This is a genomic window from Methylobacterium cerastii (assembly GCF_022179125.1).
Taxonomy (GTDB): Bacteria; Pseudomonadota; Alphaproteobacteria; order Rhizobiales; family Beijerinckiaceae; genus Methylobacterium; species Methylobacterium cerastii.
Genome location: NZ_BPQG01000036.1, coordinates 140,915 through 159,553, shown reverse-complemented (window position 1 = coordinate 159,553; position 18,639 = coordinate 140,915). Strand labels below are relative to the sequence as shown.

Annotated in this window: 18 protein-coding genes; 11 read left to right on the top strand and 7 right to left on the bottom strand. The window is 71.5% G+C overall.

From position 1 onward, the window contains the following. Nucleotides 1-90: 90 nt before the first annotated feature. The 11 genes from rpsE to rplQ all read left to right on the top strand — a co-directional run bounded on the left by rpsE (nucleotide 91) and on the right by rplQ (nucleotide 7,726). On the top strand, nucleotides 91-678 hold the full coding sequence (gene rpsE, locus MFF13_RS13195; protein WP_147752898.1) for a 30S ribosomal protein S5: 588 nt from the start codon (nucleotides 91-93) through the stop codon (nucleotides 676-678). A gap of 12 nt (nucleotides 679-690) precedes the next feature. Continuing rightward, nucleotides 691-882 (top strand): 50S ribosomal protein L30, encoded by a 192-nt coding sequence (gene rpmD, locus MFF13_RS13190; protein ID WP_238272294.1) that lies wholly within the window; start codon nucleotides 691-693, stop codon nucleotides 880-882. Between the two features lie 10 nt (nucleotides 883-892). Then, the gene (gene rplO, locus MFF13_RS13185) at nucleotides 893-1,417 is read left to right on the top strand and encodes a 50S ribosomal protein L15 (RefSeq protein ID WP_147830480.1); all 525 of its coding nucleotides are present in this window, start codon (nucleotides 893-895) and stop codon (nucleotides 1,415-1,417) included. A 137-nt stretch (nucleotides 1,418-1,554) separates the two neighbouring features. Beyond that, a complete protein-coding gene (secY, locus tag MFF13_RS13180) occupies nucleotides 1,555-2,898 on the top strand; it encodes a preprotein translocase subunit SecY (RefSeq protein WP_147752896.1) in 1,344 nt (447 codons plus the stop codon). Between the two features lie 178 nt (nucleotides 2,899-3,076). Beyond that, nucleotides 3,077-3,679: an adenylate kinase gene (locus MFF13_RS13175; protein ID WP_147752895.1), complete on the top strand. Its 603-nt coding sequence runs from the start codon at nucleotides 3,077-3,079 to the stop codon at nucleotides 3,677-3,679. A 26-nt stretch (nucleotides 3,680-3,705) separates the two neighbouring features. After that, complete coding sequence (locus MFF13_RS13170) at nucleotides 3,706-3,936, top strand: hypothetical protein (protein WP_147830482.1); 231 nt, start codon at nucleotides 3,706-3,708, stop codon at nucleotides 3,934-3,936. Nucleotides 3,937-4,198: 262 nt separating this feature from the next. Beyond that, nucleotides 4,199-4,567 carry a 30S ribosomal protein S13 gene (gene rpsM / locus MFF13_RS13165; protein WP_147752893.1) on the top strand — a complete coding sequence of 123 codons (369 nt, stop codon included), beginning with the start codon at nucleotides 4,199-4,201 and terminating at the stop codon, nucleotides 4,565-4,567. Between the two features lie 169 nt (nucleotides 4,568-4,736). After that, a complete protein-coding gene (gene rpsK / locus MFF13_RS13160; RefSeq protein ID WP_147725843.1) occupies nucleotides 4,737-5,126 on the top strand; it encodes a 30S ribosomal protein S11 in 390 nt (129 codons plus the stop codon). Nucleotides 5,127-5,143: 17 nt separating this feature from the next. After that, nucleotides 5,144-6,016: an MBL fold metallo-hydrolase gene (locus tag MFF13_RS13155; RefSeq protein WP_238272293.1), complete on the top strand. Its 873-nt coding sequence runs from the start codon at nucleotides 5,144-5,146 to the stop codon at nucleotides 6,014-6,016. Between the two features lie 105 nt (nucleotides 6,017-6,121). Further along, complete coding sequence (locus MFF13_RS13150) at nucleotides 6,122-7,141, top strand: DNA-directed RNA polymerase subunit alpha (RefSeq protein ID WP_147752891.1); 1,020 nt, start codon at nucleotides 6,122-6,124, stop codon at nucleotides 7,139-7,141. 168 nt (nucleotides 7,142-7,309) lie between these two features. After that, a complete protein-coding gene (rplQ, locus tag MFF13_RS13145) occupies nucleotides 7,310-7,726 on the top strand; it encodes a 50S ribosomal protein L17 (RefSeq protein ID WP_147752890.1) in 417 nt (138 codons plus the stop codon). A gap of 76 nt (nucleotides 7,727-7,802) precedes the next feature. Here rplQ and MFF13_RS13140 read toward each other — a convergent pair whose 3' ends face one another. The 7 genes from MFF13_RS13140 to MFF13_RS13110 are packed head-to-tail and all read right to left on the bottom strand — an operon-like array spanning nucleotide 7,803 to nucleotide 18,631. Then, the gene (locus tag MFF13_RS13140) at nucleotides 7,803-9,668 is read right to left on the bottom strand and encodes a response regulator (RefSeq protein WP_147830486.1); all 1,866 of its coding nucleotides are present in this window, start codon (nucleotides 9,666-9,668) and stop codon (nucleotides 7,803-7,805) included. Beyond that, nucleotides 9,665-11,398, bottom strand: a complete 1,734-nt coding sequence (locus tag MFF13_RS13135; protein ID WP_147830488.1) for a response regulator — start codon at nucleotides 11,396-11,398, stop codon at nucleotides 9,665-9,667. The genes MFF13_RS13140 and MFF13_RS13135 overlap by 4 nt, the downstream gene beginning before the upstream one ends. Further along, nucleotides 11,395-12,474, bottom strand: a complete 1,080-nt coding sequence (gene cheB, locus MFF13_RS13130; RefSeq protein ID WP_238272299.1) for a chemotaxis-specific protein-glutamate methyltransferase CheB — start codon at nucleotides 12,472-12,474, stop codon at nucleotides 11,395-11,397. Before cheB ends, MFF13_RS13135 begins: the two co-directional genes overlap by 4 nt. A gap of 17 nt (nucleotides 12,475-12,491) precedes the next feature. Beyond that, a complete protein-coding gene (locus MFF13_RS13125; RefSeq protein ID WP_147830490.1) occupies nucleotides 12,492-14,831 on the bottom strand; it encodes a hybrid sensor histidine kinase/response regulator in 2,340 nt (779 codons plus the stop codon). A gap of 16 nt (nucleotides 14,832-14,847) precedes the next feature. Next, nucleotides 14,848-16,521, bottom strand: a complete 1,674-nt coding sequence (locus MFF13_RS13120) for a methyl-accepting chemotaxis protein (RefSeq protein ID WP_238272292.1) — start codon at nucleotides 16,519-16,521, stop codon at nucleotides 14,848-14,850. 56 nt (nucleotides 16,522-16,577) lie between these two features. Beyond that, nucleotides 16,578-17,114, bottom strand: a complete 537-nt coding sequence (locus tag MFF13_RS13115) for a chemotaxis protein CheW (RefSeq protein WP_147830494.1) — start codon at nucleotides 17,112-17,114, stop codon at nucleotides 16,578-16,580. Between the two features lie 17 nt (nucleotides 17,115-17,131). Further along, nucleotides 17,132-18,631: a CheR family methyltransferase gene (locus tag MFF13_RS13110; protein ID WP_238272291.1), complete on the bottom strand. Its 1,500-nt coding sequence runs from the start codon at nucleotides 18,629-18,631 to the stop codon at nucleotides 17,132-17,134. Nucleotides 18,632-18,639 lie beyond the last annotated feature (8 nt).

Below are 18,639 nucleotides of genomic sequence, written 5' to 3'. Positions count from 1 at the left end.
GCGGTGCGGAGGCGGCTCGCCCGCCTCCGTCGATGACGAATCAAGCGAGCGGGCCCGCCGCCTGCGCCAGTGAGATGAAACGGGAACAACATGGCACGTGAACGTGAAGGCGGTGGCCGCGGCCGCCGCGACGATCGCGAGGAGCGCGACAGCGAGTTCGTGGACAAGCTCGTCCACATCAACCGCGTCGCCAAGGTGGTGAAGGGTGGCCGTCGCTTCGGCTTCGCCGCCCTCGTCGTCGTCGGCGACCAGAAGGGCCGCGTCGGCTTCGGCCACGGCAAGGCTCGCGAAGTCCCCGAGGCGATCCGCAAGGCGACGGAAGCCGCCAAGCGCGGCCTCGTCCGCATCTCGCTCCGCGAGGGCCGGACGCTGCACCACGACGTGCAGGGCCGTCACGGCGCCGGCAAGGTGATCCTCCGCGCGGCGCCCCAGGGTACCGGCATCATCGCCGGCGGCCCGATGCGCGCCGTCTTCGAGACGCTGGGCATGCAGGACGTCGTGGCCAAGAGCCTCGGCTCCTCGAACCCCTACAACCTCGTGCGCGCCACCTTCGAGGCGCTCAAGAACGAGGACAGCCCGCGCTCCGTCGCCGGTCGTCGCGGTCTCAAGGTGTCCACGCTCCAGGCGCGGCGCACCGATGCGGACCCGTCCGACCAGTCCGAAGCCGCAGTCGCGTAAGGGGAGGGCAGCATGGCTAGCAAGACTGTCCGCGTCGAGCAGATCGGTTCGCCGATCCGCCGCGAGGCCTCCCAGCGTCAGACGCTGGTGGGCCTGAAGCTGAACAAGCTTCACCGTATCTCCGAGCTCGAAGACACCCCCGCCGTTCGCGGCATGATCCGAAAGGTCGCGCATCTCGTGCGCGTCCTCGACGACGCGGCTTGAGGAGGGCGCGATGAAGCTCAACGAAATCCGCGACAACGAAGGCGCAACCAAGAACCGGATGCGCGTCGGCCGGGGCATCGGCTCCGGTAAGGGCAAGACCGCAGGGCGCGGCGTGAAGGGTCAGAAGGCCCGGACCGGCGTGGCCATCAAGGGCTTCGAGGGCGGCCAGATGCCGCTTCACCGTCGCCTGCCGAAGCGCGGCTTCAACAACCTGTACTCGACCGACCTCAACGAGGTGAACGTCGGCCGCGTCCAGCAGGCGATCGACGCGGGCCGTCTCGACGGCGCCGCGACCGTGACGGTCGGGGCCTTGGTCCAGGCCGGGATCATCGCCCGTCCCCGTGACGGCGTGAAGCTGCTCGGTGTCGGCGAGCTCACCGCGAAGGTCGCCTTCGAGGTGACCCGGGCGTCGAAGTCGGCGGTCGAAGCGGTCGAGAAGGCCGGCGGCAGCGTCGTCGTCGCCTACGGCGCCGGCGTCTCGGTCCGCGGCAAGGGCGGCAAGGACTTGGGCGGCAAGGGCGAGGCGACCGCCTGAGCGCGGTTGCCTCTCCGTCACCGACCCCTTAAGTCGAAGCCTCGAGCGGCGGCCCATGCGACCTCGCATGTGGCCGCCGCTCCCGTTTTCAGGGATGCCCCGCGGCACCCTCGTGACCCATCATCAGGACACAGGCCATGGCCTCAGCCGCCGAGCAGCTCGCCGCGAACCTCAATTTCGGTGCCATCGCCAAGGCCGATGAGCTCAAGAAGCGCATCTGGTTCACCTTGGGTGCACTCGTGGTGTTCCGGCTCGGGACCTACATCCCGATCCCCGGCATCGATCCGGAGCAGTTCGCGCGGAACTTCCAGAGCCAAGCCGGCGGCGTGCTCGGGCTGTTCAACATGTTCTCCGGCGGTGCCGTGGAGCGCATGGCGATCTTCGCGCTCAACATCATGCCCTACATCTCGGCCTCGATCATCATCCAGCTCCTCACCTCGGTGATCCCGAGCCTCGAGACGCTGAAGAAGGAGGGCGAGTCCGGCCGGAAGGTCATCAACCAGTACACCCGCTACCTCACCGTAGTGCTGGCGCTGGTCCAGTCCTGGGGCATCGCCGTGGGGCTACAGAGCTCGAGCGCGGCGATCGATCCCGGCCCGTTCTTCCTCGCCTCCACCGTGATCACGCTGACCGGCGGCACGCTGTTCCTGATGTGGATCGGCGAGCAGATCACCTCGCGCGGCATCGGCAACGGCTCGTCGCTGATCATCTTCGCCGGCATCGTCGCCCACCTGCCGACCGCCATCATCGGCGCGCTCGAGCTGTCGCGCACCGGCGCGCTGTCCTCTGCGGTGATCCTCGGCGTCGGCGTCGCCGCGATCGGCCTCGTCTACTTCATCGTGTTCATGGAGCGCGCCCAGCGCCGCCTTCTGATCAACTACCCGAAGCGCCAGGTCGGCAACCGAATGTACGAGGGCCAGACCTCGTTCCTGCCGCTGAAGCTCAACACCTCGGGCGTGATCCCGCCGATCTTCGCCTCGTCGCTGCTGCTGCTGCCGGCTACCGTGGCGAGCTTCTCGGCCAACCAGGGCACGGGCTTCCTCTCGACGGTGACGACTTATCTCGGCCACGGGCGGCCGCTCTACATGGCGCTCTACGCGGCGCTGATCATCTTCTTCGCGTTCTTCTACACCGCGGTCGTGTTCAACCCGCAGGAGACCGCAGACAACCTGAAGAAGCATGGCGGCTTCATCCCGGGCATCCGCCCGGGCGAGCGCACCGCCGCCTTCATCGACAAGGTTCTGACGCGCATCACCCTGATCGGCGCCCTCTACCTCACCTTCGTCTGCCTGGTGCCCGAGATCATCGCCTCCTACGCCTCGGCGAGCCTCGGCTTCGGCGGCACGTCGCTGCTCATCGTGGTCTCGGTGACGATGGACACGGTGGCCCAGATCCACGGGCATCTGATGGCGCACCAGTACGAGGGCCTCGTGAAGAAGGCCAAGCTGCGCGGTGCTTCGACGACCCAGCGACGGCGCTGAACGGCCGCGTTCGGCGACACGAGAGACACAATCGCCGGAATGACGGGCGGACGGCGATTTGTCGCTCGCCCGCCCGGTGGAAGCCGCTACAAGACGACCCCGACGCGGAACGATGTCGCCAAGGCATCGCCGCACGGCACCGAGCCCTGAGAGACGGGCAGGGACGAGGACAACGCCAATGCGGATCATTCTGCTCGGACCACCCGGCGCGGGGAAGGGGACACAGTCCGAGCGGATCGTCGCGCGGTTCGGCATCCCGCAACTCTCCACCGGCGACATGCTGCGGGCCGCGGTCGCGGCCGGCACCCCGGTCGGCCTTCAGGCGAAGGCGGTGATGGAGAGCGGCGGGCTCGTGTCCGATGCGATCGTCGTCGGGATCGTCGCGGACCGGATCGAAGAGCCTGACGCGCGCGGCGGCTTCATCCTCGACGGGTTCCCCCGCACCGTCGAGCAGGCCAAGGCCCTCGACGTGATGCTGAAGGAAAAGGGCCTGCGGCTCTCGACCGTGATCGAGTTCAAGGTCGACGAGGCGGCCCTGGTCGGCCGCATCGCCAAGCGCGCCGAGGAGACGGCGGCCCGCGGGCAGCCGGTGCGCAAGGACGACACGCCGGAGGTGTTTGCTTCCCGGCTTGAAGCCTACCGCATCCAGACCGCGCCGCTCTCGGCCTATTACGAGCGTGCCGGGATGCTCGAGACGGTGGACGGCATGGCACCGATCGGGTCGGTGACGGAATCGTTGATGACGATCCTCGAGTCGCATCGGGAAGGCGTAACCTCCTGACGTTCTTATCTCCAGGACCCGCGACCATGATCTCTCATTCGGCCCGGGCGTTCCTCGCCACTCTGACGTTGACGGTGGGTCTCGCGCCGGTGACGGCGTTCGCCGGCCCGGCGCAGTCGTACCAATACGAGCGGCGCACGACGGGCCGGATGTGCCGGCCGCCGTTGAAGTTCGCGGCCGGAGCCTGCGTTCGGCGCTGCCCGGCGGGCTTTCGTGACAACGGCGGCTATTGCCGCCAGCTCAGCCAGCGCTTCTGACGTCGCCGCCGGGACACCGAAGCCCGGCGCCTCGGCACCGGTCCGATCGGCGCTTCTTATCGTCCCTGCCGTTGACATCGGGATCGGCCCGCGCTAGCAGGCCGGTCTTCGTCTGCACAGCCGTTGGTCCGAGGTGCCCTTAAAGGGGCGGCCGCGGGCCGATTTGTCGTTGACGGGCGTGCAAGGGCCGGCCTCCACCGGACGCGCGCTTTCTCGATCACACGGCCCGGGCGGACGCCCGCGCGCCACATGGAGCATGACCTTGGCCCGTATCGCCGGCGTTAACATCCCGACCAACAAGCGCGTCGTCATCGCGCTCCAGTACATCCACGGCATCGGCGCGAAGAAGGCCGAGGAGATCACGGGGAAGGTCGGCATCCCGGCCGAGCGCCGCGTGAACCAGCTCACCGACGCCGAGGTGCTGCAGATCCGCGAGACGATCGACCGCGACTACCTCGTCGAGGGCGACCTGCGCCGCGACGTGTCGATGAACATCAAGCGCCTGATGGACCTCGGCTGCTACCGCGGACTGCGCCACCGCCGCAACCTGCCGGTCCGCGGCCAGCGCACGCACACCAACGCGCGCACCCGCAAGGGCAAGTCGAAGCCGATCGCCGGCAAGAAGAAGTAAGTTTTCGACATTCGGAGGCAGCGCGCCGCGCTGCCCCCGTTTCATCGTGCCGCGCGTCCCCGATCGGATGCCGGCGTGACGGGTCGGTGCTCCGCAGGCGCCCCGGCTGAACTCCAAAACATCCCGAGCACCTGGAATTACGGGTGCGCTTGAAGGACGAGAGACACAGATGGCCAAGGAACCGACCCGCGTCCGCCGGCGCGAACGCAAGAACATCGTCTCGGGCGTGGCGCACGTCGCCGCCTCGTTCAACAACACGATGATCACCATCACCGACGCGCAGGGCAACACGATCTCGTGGTCCTCCTCGGGCGCCATGGGCTTCAAGGGCTCGCGGAAGTCGACCCCCTACGCCGCGCAGGTCGCCGCCGAGGACGCCGCCCGCAAGGCCGCCGAGCACGGCATGCGCACCCTCGAGGTCGAGGTTTCCGGCCCCGGTTCGGGCCGCGAGTCGGCGCTCCGCGCCCTCCAGGCCGCGGGCTTCACCGTGACCTCGATCCGCGACGTCACCTCGATCCCGCACAACGGTTGCCGTCCGCGCAAGCGTCGGCGCGTCTGAGGAGGCCGGAGACACACGTGGCGAATTCGAAGATCCTTCCGGGCGTCAAGCGCTGGGGCGTCGGCGACCTCACGGTCACCGTGCTCAACGACGGGTGGTTCCAGGGATCCCTCGATCTCGTCACGGGTATCTCGAAGGACGAGGCCGGCGCGCTGCAGCGGGCCGGCTTCCGTACCGAAGCGCCGCGGGTGACGCTCAACGCGTTCCTCGTCACCGGCCCCGGCCGCAAGCCGGTGATGATCGACACGGGCTATGGCGCGTTCGGTCCGCCGACCATGGGCCGCGTGTCCGAGGCGCTCGCCGTCGCCGGCGTGAGCCCCGACGAGATCGAGACGATCCTCGTCACGCATTGTCATCCCGACCACGTCGGCGGCCTGCTCGCCGGCGGGAAGGCCGCCTACCCGAACGCGGAGATCGTGCTGCATTCGGACGAGGCGAAGCACTGGCTCCCCGACGCGGCGCTCGCCGCCGCGCCGGACGGGGCCAAGCCGTATTTCGAGAACGCGCGCAAGGCCCTGGCACCCTATGCCGGCCGGATGCGCGAGCAGTCCGGCGGCGAGGTGCTGCCGGGGATCACGGCGGTCCACCTGCCCGGCCATACGCCGGGCCATTGCGGCTTCCGGATCGTTTCGGGGGACAAGTCGCTGCTGGTGTTCACGGATGTGGTGCACCTGCCCGCGATCCAGTTCAAGCAACCGGAGGCGGGCGTCGGCTTCGATGTCGACGGCGACCAGGCGCGGGCGACGCGCACGGCGATCCTTGCGGATCTCGCGGCCGACGGCACCCGCATCGCCGGCTCGCATCTCGAATTCCCGGCCGTCGGCTTCGTGGCGCGGGACGGGGATGGATACCGGTTCGTGCCGGAGCTCTGGGTCGCCGACGAGGCGTAGGCCCGGAGCCATCATTTTAGGGACCGACCGGGGCTGGGGGCAGCATCGTTCGGCCGAAGCGCGGACCCGGACGTCGCGGGCTCGTGCGTCAGGAGAGGTAGGATCGTGGTCATTCAGAAGAACTGGCAAGAGCTGATCAAGCCCAACAAGCTGCAGGTCTCGACCGGCGACGACCCGAAGCGGGTCGCCACCGTCGTCGCCGAGCCGTTGGAGCGCGGCTTCGGCACGACGCTCGGCAACTCCCTGCGCCGGGTGCTGCTGTCGTCCCTCCAGGGCGCGGCCGTGACCTCGGTCCAGATCGACGGCGTGCTGCACGAGTTCTCCTCGATCCCGGGCGTCCGCGAGGACGTCACGGACATCGTCCTGAACATCAAGACGATCGCCATCCGTTCGCAGACCGACGCCCCGAAGCGCATGACCCTGCGCAAGACCGGCCCCGGCCTCGTCACCGCCGGCGACATCGGCACGGTCGGCGACATCCAGATCCTGAACCCCGACCTCGTGATCTGCACGCTCGACGACGGCGCCGAGATCCGGATGGAGTTCACCGTCGCCACCGGGAAGGGCTACGTTCCGGCCGAGCAGAACCGCCCCGAAGACGCGCCGATCGGCCTGATCCCGGTGGACGCGCTGTTCTCGCCGGTGACCAAGGTCAGCTATCGCATCGAGACCACCCGCGAGGGCCAGGATCTCGACAAGGACAAGCTGACGATGACGGTCGAGACCAACGGCGCGGTGTCGCCGGAGGATGCGCTCGCCTACGCCGCGCGCATCATCCAGGACCAGCTCCAGGTGTTCGTGAACTTCGAGGATCCCCGCAAGGAGGAGGCCGCCCCGCTCGCGCCGCAGCTGCCCTTCAACCCGGCTTTGCTCAAGAAGGTCGACGAGCTGGAGCTCTCGGTCCGTTCGGCGAACTGCCTGAAGAACGACAACATCGTCTACATCGGCGACCTCATCCAGAAGTCGGAGGGCGAGATGCTGCGCACCCCGAACTTCGGCCGCAAGTCGCTCAACGAGATCAAGGAAGTGCTCGCCGGCATGGGCCTGCACCTCGGGATGGACATCCCCGGCTGGCCGCCGGAGAACATCGAGGATCTCGCCAAGCGCTTCGAAGAGCACTACTGAACCGAAGCCGGTTCGGTCCCAAGCCGGCGGTGTGTCGCCGCCGGGTCAGGACCGTCGAAAAAAAGAATCCCGCCGCGGGGTCATGCGGACCAACGAAGACGCCCCGCTCACGGGGCATCCGGCCGTACCGTGGCACGGCGGCCGGAGACATAAAGAAGGGCCAAGCACATGCGTCACGGATTTCGCGGTCGTCGTTTCAACCGCACCACCGAGCACCGCAAGGCGATGTTCGCCAACATGTCCGCCGCGCTGATCAAGCACGAGCAGATCATCACCACGCTCCCGAAGGCCAAGGACCTGCGTCCGGTCATCGAGAAGCTGATCTCGCTCGGCCGCATCGACAGCGTCCACACCCGCCGTCTGGCGATGTCGCAGATCCGCGACCACGACATGGTGAAGAAGCTCTTCACGGTGCTGGGCCCGCGCTACACCGCCCGTCCAGGCGGCTACTGCCGCATCATGAAGGCTGGCTTCCGCAAGGGCGACAACGCCCCGCTCGCCGTGATCGAGTTCGTCGATCGCGACGTGACGGCCCGCGGCAAGGATTCCGGCCCTGTGCTGGGCGGCGAGAGCGAAGCGGCCTGATCGGCGGCATCTCAGTCAAGATCGATCGAAAGGCGGCCTTCAGGCCGCCTTTTTCGTTTCGGGTTTAGTGCTTCCCTCAGGCGCCGGGGCCGTCGCCGAGCAGGGACGAGACCCGGCGGGCGAGCTCGGCCGACTGGAACGGCTTCGTCAGCACCGGCAGGTCGTGCGGGATCTCGACCGCCTCGGCATGCCCGGTCACGATCAGCACCGGAACCTCGGACCAGCGGCTGCGGACTTCCGCGGCGAGCTCGACGCCGGTCATGCCGGGCATCGCCAGGTCTGCGACGACGAGGTCGAAGCGGCGCTGCTCCATCAACGCGAGCGCGGCCGCCCCGTCCGCGGCCTCGATCTCGTCGTAGCCGAAGCCGTTGAGGAACGATGCCGTGACGTGGCGGACCTCGGCGTCGTCGTCCACCACCAGGATCGCGGCCGCCCGCGCGGCGACCGGCGCACTCGCGGTGTCGGCTTCCTCGGCCGCCACGAAAGCCGAGGCCTCCGGCAGGGCGAGGTCGACGCGGGTCCCGTGCCCGACGCGGCTCTCGATCCGCAGGCGGCCGTGCGATTGCTGGGCGAGGCCGAACACCATCGCGAGGCCGAGGCCGGTGCCCTGGCCGACGGCCTTGGTGGTGAAGAACGGCTCGCAGACCCGCGCCAGGATCTCGGGCGGTATGCCCTCGCCGGAATCGCTCACGGACACGCCGACATACGCGCCCGGGCTCAGGTCAGGGTCGTCCTCGATCGTCAGGGCCTCGGTCTCGACGACGATGGTGCCGCCCTCGCGCATGGCGTCGCGGGCGTTGATGCAGAGGTTCAGGATCGCGAGCTCGAGCTGGTCCGGGTCGACCTGGGCGGGGCCAAGGTCGGCGCCGAGACGGGTCTCGACCGCGACGAGGCCGCCGAGGCTGCGAGAGAGCAGTGCCGACATGCCCTCGACCAGGGCGTTCACGTCGGTGGGCCGGGCGCGCAGGTCGTTGGCGCGGCTGAAGCTCAGCAGGCGCTTGGTCAGCGAGGCACCGCGCTCGGCCGCACCCCGGGCGTTCTCGATCAAGCGCAGCACGCGCGGCTGCTCCTGCACCTTGGGGGCGGCGAGTTCGAGGCTGCCGAGGATCGCGGTTAGCAGGTTGTTGAAGTCGTGCGCGATGCCGCCGGCCAGGGTCCCGAGCGCCTGCATCTTGTCCGACTGGCGCAGGCGCGCCTCGAACCCCTTCTGCTCGGTGATGTCCCGCTCGATGGTGGCAAGATGCGCGACCCCGCCGGCCGGCCCGCGGATCGGCACGCGGACCACGTGGCTCCAGCGTTCGGCGCCGAGCGGCCCTTCCGCCGACACCACGTCGCCGACCTCGCCCGAGCGGATCGCGGCGGCGTCGGCCTCGGCGCTCTCGTCGGCGCGGGCGACGGCCAGCTCGGCCTCGCTCCGGCCGAGGCAGGTCGCCACGTCGAGGCCGAGGAGCGCGGCCTTCCGCGCGTTGAGGCGCAGGAAGCGCCCCTCCGCGTCCTTGAACGAGATCGCGTCGTCGGAATGGTCGAGGAGGCCGCGCAGCAGGGCCCGCTCGGTGGCGAGCTCGCGCCCGAGGGCATGCCGCTCGAAGGCGTTGCGCACGGTGCCGCGCAGCAGGTCCGCGTCCCAGGGCTTGGCGACGTAGCCGCTGATGCCGCCCCGGTTCAGCGCGCCGATCACGGCGGAGATGTCGGCGTATCCCGTGAGTAGGATCGCCTGGGCCTCGTGGAAGCCGCGCATCTCGGAGAGCATCGCGTCGCCGGCCATGCCCGGCATGCGCTGGTCGGAGAGGACGACGGCGATGTCGGGGTCGTCGCGCAGGATGGCGAGGGCGTCCGCGGGCTTCGTCGTGGTGACGACACGGTAGGTGTCCTCGAACAGGTCCTCGAGGGCGATCAGGATGTCCGGCTCGTCGTCGACGGCCAGGATCGTGCCTCTGGTCATACGGTCGCCGTCTGCCTCGGAATCCCGATCACGAAGCAGGCCCCGCCTCCGGGAGCCGTCTCCACCGTGAGCGAGCCGCTATGCGCCTGAACCACGCTGTAGGCAATCGCGAGGCCGAGGCCGGTGCCGGCTCCGACCGGCTTCGTCGTGAAGAACGGCTCGAAGATCTTTTCGCGCAGGTCCTCGGGTATCCCCGGGCCGGTATCGCTGATCCGGATCAGGTCGGTCTCTGGGGTCGTCTCCGTGACGACGTGGATCTGCCCGCCCTCGGGCATCGCGTCGGCGGCGTTGCCGAGGATGTTCATCACCACCTGGTTGAGCAGGGCAGGGGTGCAGTGGATCTCGGGCCGGCCCAAGAAGGTGCGTTCGACGGTGATGCGCCCGCCGAGCTTGTGCTGGATCAGCGCGAGCACGGTCTCGATCGCCTCGGGCACGTTGACCAGCGAGCGCTCGCCTTCGTCGAGCCGCGAGAACTTGCGCAGGTTCAGGACGAGATCCTGGATGCGGGTGAGGCCCATGCGCATCGCGCCGACGCGGTCGCGCGCCTTGGCGAGCCCCTTCTGCGCCGCGGGGTCGGTCTCGGGCATCGGCAACGCGGCGAGCACCCGCTCGACGGTGCCCTGATGCGCGAGGATGAAGGCCAGCGGATTGTTGATCTCGTGGGCGATGCCGGCGACGAGCTCGCCGAGCGAGGCCATCTTGGCGGCCTGGACGAGTTTGGCCTGGGCGTCGGTGAGCTTGCGGTTGGCGAGCGCAAGGTCGGCGTTGGCGCGCTCCAGCGCGTCGGCCAGCCGCGCGCGGGCCTCGGCTGCTTCGGCTTCCGCGCGCGCCCGCTCAACCGCCTGCTGCCTTGCGCCGAACTCGCCGGCGATGCGGCGGTCGTCCTCCTCCAGGAAGCGGCGGCGCACCAGCCCGCGCACCCGCAGCGCCAGGACCTCGGCGTCGGATTTCGAGACCACGTCGTCCGCGCCGGCCGCGTAGGCCTGGACGAGGAAGTCCTTGGGCGGGTTGCTGCCGGCGATCCCGACGAGATGGAAGCCGGCACCCGCGACCCGGGCGCCGCGACGCTGGTCGATCGTGCGGCACAGGGCGAGGCCGTCGAAGGTCGGCCCGAGCAGATCGACGGTGACGCAGTCGAAGGCCGTCGCCTCGCCCTCGGCGTCGAGGGCGGCGAGCGCCTCCTCCGCCCCCGCGCCGACGGTGACCGCGTGTCCGTCCTGGCTGAGCAGGCCGGCCAGGAAGGTGCGGTAGGTGGCGCTGCCGTCGATCACCAGCACGCGGCCGCGCCGGAAGGCCGCCGCCGACGGCGTCTCCCCGGCGCCGGGCGCCACGCTGCCGAGCCGCTCGCGCAACAGGGCACGGATGCGCAGGATCAGCAGGTCGCGGTCGCCGGATTTGGCGACGTAGGCGTCGGCGCCGCTCTCCAGGCCCTGCCGCTCGCCGTCGCGGGCGCCGGTGAGCATCAGCAGGGGGAGGGCGCGGGTGCGCAGCGACAGCCGGAGCTGGCGCGTCAGCTCGTCGCCGTTCATGCCGGGCAGGTGGTAGTCTGCCACGACGAGGTCGGGCAGGCCGTGGTTGAGGTGATCCAGTGCCGCCTCCGCGGTGGCACAGCGCTCGACCCGGAAGCCATGGCTCTCCAGCAGCAGGCGCAGCTCCAGCGCCTGCGTCTCCGAATCCTCCACCAGGAGGATGCGGGCGGGCTCCGTCGCGGTGGCGGCATCGGCGTTCATGCTGGCCGGTCCGGCCAGGCGCCGGGCGAGGTGGCGGGCATGGCAGGAGGCATGGCGAGCCGCAAGAGGTGGGCGGCGATGCGGTCGAGGGGCAGGACCGCGCGGGCGGCCTTGAGGCGCACGGCCGCCGCCGGCATGCCGTAGACCACGGCGGTGCTCTCGTGCTCGGCCACCGTCTGCGCGCCGGCGGCGTGCATGTCGAGGAGGCCGAGCGCCCCGTCCTCGCCCATGCCGGTGAGCAGCACGCCGAGCCCCGAGGCGCCGGCCTGACGCGCGACGGAGCGGAACAGCACGGTCGCCGCCGGACGCTGGCCCGAGACCGGCAGGCTGTCGAGGAGGCGCAAGGTCCGGCCGGGCCCGTATTCGAGGTGCCGGTCGCCCGGCGCGACGTAGACCCGGCCGGGCTCGGCCCGCTCGCCGTCGCGGGCGACCGAGACGGGCATCGGAACGACGCCGTCGAGCCAGCTCGCGAACCCGTCCATGAAGGCCGCACCCATATGCTGGACGACCAGCACCGGCAGCGGGAACGTCTCGGGCAGGGCGCCGATCACCCGGGCGAGGGCCGGCGGGCCGCCGGTCGAGGCGGCGATCGCCAGCACCGTCGGCGGCAGGGACGCCGCGGACGCGAGTATCGCCGTCGCCGGGCTGCGCCCGAGCCATTCGGTGCCGATCGGGCGGCGGCGGATCACCGGGACCTGCGCCATGATGCGCAGTTGCGTGCAGATCTCGCCGGCCACCGCGTCATAGCCGGCATGGGTCGTCGCCACCGGCTTCTCGACCACCGAGAGCGCGCCGGCCCGCAGGGCGTTCATCGAGATGCGCAGCGAGGAATCCTCGACCGCGTCGGCGATCACCACGATCGGCGTCGGGTGCTCGGACATGATGCGACGGGTGGTCTCCAGCCCGTCGATGCCGGGCAGCCGGATGTCCATCGAGATCACGTCGGGCCGGACGCTGTCGATCGCGGACAGGGCCTCCTCCCCCGACGCGACGGCGGCGACGCAGGCCAGGCGCGGATCGCGCGAGAGGATGTGGCGCAGCAGCTCGCGCACCACCAAGCTGTCCTCGACGAGCATGACGCGGACCGGATCGCTCACAGCAGCTGCCCGATCGTGTCGAGGAGCTGGCGCTGGTCGAACTTCTGCTTGGTCAGGTAGGCGTCGGCGCCGAGATCGAGGCCGCGGGCGACGTCGGCCGCGTCGCCGCGCGAGGTCATCAGCACCACCGGCAGGCGTGCGAACCGGCTCTCGGCACGGATCGCGCCGAGCAGGCCGAAGCCGTCGAGCCGCGGCATCTCCACGTCGGCGAGCACGAGGTCGAAGACCTCGATGTCGGCGTGCAGGCGGTCGAGGGCGTCCTGCCCGTCGACGCACACGACCACGCGATAGCCGGCGGCTTCCAAGATGCCCTTCTCCAAGGTGCGGGTGGTGATCGAGTCATCGACGACGAGAATGGTCGCGCGGTGTTTCGAACGTGGCGCCTCCCCCAACGTTCCGCCGGGTCCTGCGGCGGAGTCGACCGGCGACGCCGCCGCGCCGACGAGGCCCGCCCGGGCGGCGAGCCCGTCGGGATCGAGCACCAGGGCCGGCACGTCGCCGGGCAGCACGACGGTGCCGGCGACGAGGCCGGAATCGCCGCCGACCGGCGGGGCCGGCAGCACGAGGAGCGTGCGCACGTCGCGGAGCGCGTCGACGGACAGCGCGAACCGGCGCCCGCCGGCCCGCACCAGGATCGCGGTGAGGTGCGGGCTCGCGGACGCGCCGCCGCCGAGGATCTCACCCAGCGCGACGATCGGGAAGGTCTCCTCGGTACCGGAGGGGTTCGGGACCCGCAGCACCGGGCGGCCCATCGCCCGGGGCAGGGTGGACTGGTGGAGTCGCAGCAGGCGCTCCACCGCGGCTCCGGGCAGCGCATAGGTCGCCCCGCCCGCCTCGACGAGGAGCATCGCGCGGCGTGCCGCCGAGAGCGGTGCGGCGATCGTGAGGACGCTGCCCCAGGGCTCGCGGGCTTCGAGCCGGACGACGCCCTGCAGCGCGCGGGCGGCGTCGGCGACCACCGAGAGGCCGAAGCCGCGACCGGACAGGGCGTCCACCGCTCCGGCGGTCGAGAAGCCCGGCTCGAACACCAGGGCCAGGAGCGTCTGCGCGTCGGCCGGGTCCTCGGGCCGGAGCAGGCCGCGGCGGCGCGCCGTCGCCTCGATCGCGGCGAGGTCGGGACCCGGCCCGTCGTCGGCCACAGACACGACGAGGCGGCCGCCGCGGATCGCGACCTCGAACAGGATCGCGGCCGCGTCGGGCTTGCCCGCCGCCCGCCGGACCGCGAGCGGTTCCGCGCCGTGGCTCAGGGCGTTGCGCAGGGCGTGCAGCACCGGATCCTTGAGGGCCTGCAGCATGCCGCGGTCGACGGGAAGGTCGAGGCCGCGGACAGTGAGGTCGATCTCGCGGCCCTGCTCGCGGGCGGTCTCGCGCAGCGAGCGCGGGAAGCTGCCGAACACCGTCTCGGCCGGCACCAGGGCGAGGCGCTCGGCCTGCAGCCCGACGCGGGCGGCCGCGCCCTCGACGGAGCCGGCGGCCGCCGCCTGCCGGCGCGACAGGTCGGCGGCGTCCCGCGCCAGCACGGCGAGGCTCGCCTCGACCGCGCGCATCTCGGTGCGGACGGCCTCCACCGCGAGGTCGACGGCGTCGTCGGCCCCGGTCTCCTGCCGCGCGAGGCGGACGAGCCCGGCCACGGCGCCGCGGGCGAACGACGCCTCGGCCTGCCGCCGCAGGTCCTCGGACAGGCGGGCGAGCCGCACGAGCCCGTCCGAGATCGCGGCGCCGGCACTAAGGGTGGTCGCGAGCTCGTGGTTCGCGCGGGTCAGCGCCTCGACCGCGTCGGCCGGAACGCGCAGCAGCGCCGACCCGGCTTCGGGCGACGGCTCGACGGCGGGCGGTGGGGAGACAGGGGGCGAGGCCGGAGCCACGGCCGGGGCAGGAGCCGCCTCGATCGTCGGCACCGGTGCGGGCTGATCCGGCGGTTCCGCCTCGGCCGTCGGGGTTTCGGCGTCGTTCGCCGGCCGGGCTCCCTCCAGGCAGCGGTCGAGGGCTGCGATGGCGTCGTCCGGCATCGCGAGATCCGGGTCGGCCTTCATCCCGGCGACGTAGGCTTCGATCCGGTCGAGCGCGAGGTGGGTCGCGTTGCGGGCCTCGCGATCGAGGGGGGCGCCGGCCGAGACCTGCTCGAACAGGCTTTCGAGCCGGTGCGCCACCGCCTCGACCGGCGGCAGGTCGACGGCCCGGGACGCCCCCTTGAGACTGTGCGCCCGGCGGAAGATGTCGTTCCAGTCGGGCGCACGGCCGGTGCCCTCGGCCCCCAAGGCCGCGCGGATCGCGTCGATGTGCTCGCGGTGCTCGACCTCGAAGGCCGCGAGCAGAAGCTGGCGGATGTCGGTCACGGCGCCCTGCGGCCGATCAATGCCGGTAGCGCTCGGCGAGCGCCATCAGCGCGCCGGCCAGTTCCGTGAGGTTGGCCGAGGCGGCCTCGACCTCGCGGGTGCCGGCGGCCGTCTGCTGGCTCGCCTGCCGGATGTTCTGGAGCGCGCCCATCACCTGCTCGATGCCGAGCTGCTGCTGGTTGGTGGAGGCCACGATCTGCTGGAAGGTCTGGACGTTCTCCTCGACGCGCGCCGTGATCTCCTCGATCGTCCGCTGTGTCGTGTCGGAGCGCGACTTGCCGGTGGCGGCGCGCTTCACCGCCTCCTCGGTCAGCATCACCGAGGTGTTGATGCCGCGCTGGATCTCCGAGAGGATGCCGCGCACCTGGGTGGTCGCCGCCTTGGCCTGGTCGGCCAGCAGCTTCATCTCCGAGGCCACCACCGCGAAGCTGCGCCCGCTCTCGCCGGCCGCCGCCGCCTCGATCGCGGCGTTGAGCGCCAGCAGGTGGGTGCGCTCCGAGATGTCGTTGACCGTCTCGATGATGTCGCCGATCGTCTGGGTCTTCTCCGACAGGGCTACGATGTTGCCGGCCACCGCCTCCGCCTGCTCGCGGATCGCGTCCATGGCCTTGGCGGTGTCGGCCACCGCCCGCAGGCCCTGGCGCGAGGTCTGGGCGGTGGCCTGTGCGGTGGCGATCACCTCGCCGGCCCGCTTCGTGATCTGGGCGCCCGAATGGGTGATCTCGTCCACCGTCGCCGCCGTCTCCTGCACCGCGGCGAACTGCTCCTCGACGGAGGCCGCCTGCTCCTGCGCCGAGGCGCGGATCTCGGCGGCGGCGGCGTTCAGGTCCGAGGTCGCGGCGCGGTTGGTGCGGGAGAGGTCGGCCAGGCCCGCCACCATGCCGTTCAGCGCACGGCCGAGGCGGCTGATCTCGTCGCCGCCGCGCACCGTCAGCGTCTGGGACAGGTCGCCGCCGCCGACCTTCTCGGCGAAGGCCATCACGCCTTCGAGCGGGCGCACCACCGCGCGGCTGATCAGGATGGTGACGAGGATGGCCAGCACGACGCTGGCGAGCAGCGTCAGCAGGATCGAGAGCCGCGAGCGCTCGTGGATGTCGCCGATCCCGCGCTGGCCGACGCTGATGCTGTCGTCGACGGCGACCCGGGTGCGCTCGACGGCGACAATGGTCGCCTCGTAGGCGCGGTTGATCTCGGCGTTGCGGCCCTCGACGCTGGCGACGTCGCCGGCGAGCGCCGCCACGAGCTGTGCCTCGCTGGCGTCCCGGTACGGGCGATAGATCTCGACGGCCTGGCGCAGGACGGCGTGGAGGCGGTCCCAGGCCGCCGTCCGGTCCACCGAGAGGGCGCGGTTGCGATAGGTGTCGGCCTCGCGGATCAGGTCGGCGAAGAGGCCTTCGGTCGAGGCGGCCGTGCGGCGCCAGGCGGCGAGGACGTCCTCCTCGCCCATGGGCCGACCCTGCGCCTTCATCAGCGTGGCGATCACCGCGTTGCGGCGCATCACGCCGAGGTCGCGCGTCTGGTTGCCGAGGATGTCGAGCTGGCGCAAAACCGCGAGGTCGCGGGCGACGATGGTGTCGGTGGCGTCGCGGACCGACCCGATCTGGCCGATGGCGTAGAGGCCGAGGGCGACCAGCACCACCGTGACGGCGGCGAAGCCGAGGAGGATCCGATTTCCGATGGAGATCGACAAGGCGGCTGATGCTCCGGGTCAGGCGGCGGCGTCGTGGATCGCGCGCGTCTCGCGTCTCAAGGCAGGGTGCGCCGCAGCAGCTGCGGCAGGTCGATGACGACGAAGTCGCCGAGGCCGGACGGGCCGGGATCGGCCGGGGCATAGCGCGAAACCGCATCGCTGCCGAATCCGCCCTCCGCACCCTCGGCGTCGCCTGCGACCTCGGCGAGATGGGCGAGCCCGAGCACGCGGTCGACGGCGAGCGCGGTCGGCGTCCCGCCGGCGCGAAGGACGACGAGGTGGCCGCCGGCGGCAACCTCCGCTCCCGGCCGTCCGAGGGCGCGGGCGAGGCCGACGACGCTGACGATCCGGCCGGACAGGGCGACGAGGCCGAGGATCGCGGGGGCGGCGCCCGGCACCGGCGTGCACGGCCGCGCCGCGAGCACGCGCGCGACCCCGGAGAGTGGCAGGCCGAAACGCTCCGTCCCGCAGGCGCAGACGAGGTAGGCCGTGCTCGGGGCCGCCGCGCGCGCCGTCGCCCCGCGCCGCGCGAGGGCGGCCGTCCGTTCCGCGCGCAGCGCCGCCGTGCGGGACGGCCGGTCGGCTGGTTTCATCTGGCGATCCGCCGCGTTCACGCCGCCCCCGTTCCGATGCCGTCGCGGATCGCGGCGGCGCTGAGGGCGATCTCGCCGGCGCACGCCCCGTCGCCCTCGGGCAAGGGCGCATCCGGCGGCAGCGCTTGGCTCAAGGCGACCGCGTTGTCCAGCGCCCGGCGCGCGTCGGCGGTCCGCCCGAGGGACCCGAGCAGCAGGCCGAGATGGTAGTGGGCCATGACGTAGCCGCGGTCGAGGTAGAGCGCGCCGCGGAAGGCCCGCTCGGCCTCCGCCTCGCGGCCGAACCCGAGGGCGAGCAGCCCCTCGTAGAGCCGCAGGGCCGGGTCGGTGGGTCGCACGGCGAGCGCGTCGCGCAGCAGGCGCCACGCCGCGCCGGTGTCGCCGGCGTCCGCCAGCGCGCGGACGGCGAGCGCCACGTCCTCCGCCACCAGGTCGGGCGTCATGACCACCGCGGGCGCCGGATCGATCGGGGCCGCAGCCTTCGCGGACGGCGCCGGGCGGACGATCTCGGCGACGGCCGACGCGCCGGAGGCCTCGAGGAGCATGTCTGCCGCCGGACGGAATTCGAACGACGATGCTTCGACGAGGGGCGAGGACGGCGGCGGCTCCCCGCGAGTCTCGGGTTGCGGTGCAGGAGCCGATTCGGGCGGCCGGCGATAGGCGACGGTGCCCGGCAGGTTCACCGCCTCGAGCCAGCCGGCGAAGGCCGGGTGGGGCTCGGCGTGGCCGATCAGCAGCCAGCCTCCGGGGCGCAGGCGCCGTCCCAGCGCCCGCACGATCCCGGCGACGGTCTCGGCGCTGAAATAGATCAGGACGTTGCGGCACAGGATGAGGTCGAACCCGTCGAAGCCCTCGGGCATGCTGCCGTCGAGGAGGCTCATCAGGTTCTGGCGCTCGAAGCGCACCATGCGCCGGAACTCCGGCCGCAGGGCGTAGCCGCCCTCGCGGGTCGCGCCGGGGCTCGCCGGGACGCGGTGGAAGTAGCGCACGCGCTCCTCCACCGGCAGCGTCCGCAGGGCCCAGCGGCCGAACTCGGCCGCCCGCGCGGTGGCGAGCGCGGCGATGCTGATGTCGGTGCCGACGACCGAGACCCGCCAGTCGGGAAGCGCCGGCCCGAGCAGCTGATGCAGCAGGATCGCCACCGAGTAGGGCTCGGCGCCTGTCGAGCAGCCGGCGCTCCAGACCCGGAGGGTGCGTTCGGTCCCGCGGGCCGCGACCAGGCCGGGCAGGATGGTCTCGCGCAACGCGGCGAACTGCTCGGCGTAGCGGAAGAAGAAGGTCTCGCCGATCGTGATCTCGGCCTCCAGCGCCGCCCACTCTCCGGCGCCGTCGTCCAGGCGCGCGTCGTAGGCGGCGGCGTCGGCCACGTTGCAGGCCTTGAACCGCCGCCGCAGGCGGTCGAACAGCAGGTCGTCCTTGTCGGCGTAGTAGTGGTGGCCGGTGCGCGCGATGATCCGCACCTTCAGGGCGGCGTAGCCCGGGTCGGCGTGAGGGCTCGGACCGGACGGCCGCCGCATCGGGTTTG

Coding starts and splice junctions, on each gene's coding strand:
- rplO (WP_147830480.1), top strand. CDS start 893: ATGAAGCTCAACGAAATCCGCGACAACGAAGGCGCAACCAAGAACCGG.
- MFF13_RS13175 (WP_147752895.1), top strand. CDS start 3,077: ATGCGGATCATTCTGCTCGGACCACCCGGCGCGGGGAAGGGGACACAG.
- MFF13_RS13115 (WP_147830494.1), bottom strand. CDS start 17,114: ATGAAACCAGCCGACCGGCCGTCCCGCACGGCGGCGCTGCGCGCGGAA.
- MFF13_RS13170 (WP_147830482.1), top strand. CDS start 3,706: ATGATCTCTCATTCGGCCCGGGCGTTCCTCGCCACTCTGACGTTGACG.
- MFF13_RS13140 (WP_147830486.1), bottom strand. CDS start 9,668: ATGACCAGAGGCACGATCCTGGCCGTCGACGACGAGCCGGACATCCTG.
- MFF13_RS13135 (WP_147830488.1), bottom strand. CDS start 11,398: ATGAACGCCGATGCCGCCACCGCGACGGAGCCCGCCCGCATCCTCCTG.
- MFF13_RS13110 (WP_238272291.1), bottom strand. CDS start 18,631: ATGCGGCGGCCGTCCGGTCCGAGCCCTCACGCCGACCCGGGCTACGCC.
- rpsE (WP_147752898.1), top strand. CDS start 91: ATGGCACGTGAACGTGAAGGCGGTGGCCGCGGCCGCCGCGACGATCGC.
- secY (WP_147752896.1), top strand. CDS start 1,555: ATGGCCTCAGCCGCCGAGCAGCTCGCCGCGAACCTCAATTTCGGTGCC.
- rpmD (WP_238272294.1), top strand. CDS start 691: ATGGCTAGCAAGACTGTCCGCGTCGAGCAGATCGGTTCGCCGATCCGC.
- rpsK (WP_147725843.1), top strand. CDS start 4,737: ATGGCCAAGGAACCGACCCGCGTCCGCCGGCGCGAACGCAAGAACATC.
- rplQ (WP_147752890.1), top strand. CDS start 7,310: ATGCGTCACGGATTTCGCGGTCGTCGTTTCAACCGCACCACCGAGCAC.
- cheB (WP_238272299.1), bottom strand. CDS start 12,474: ATGCTCGTCGAGGACAGCTTGGTGGTGCGCGAGCTGCTGCGCCACATC.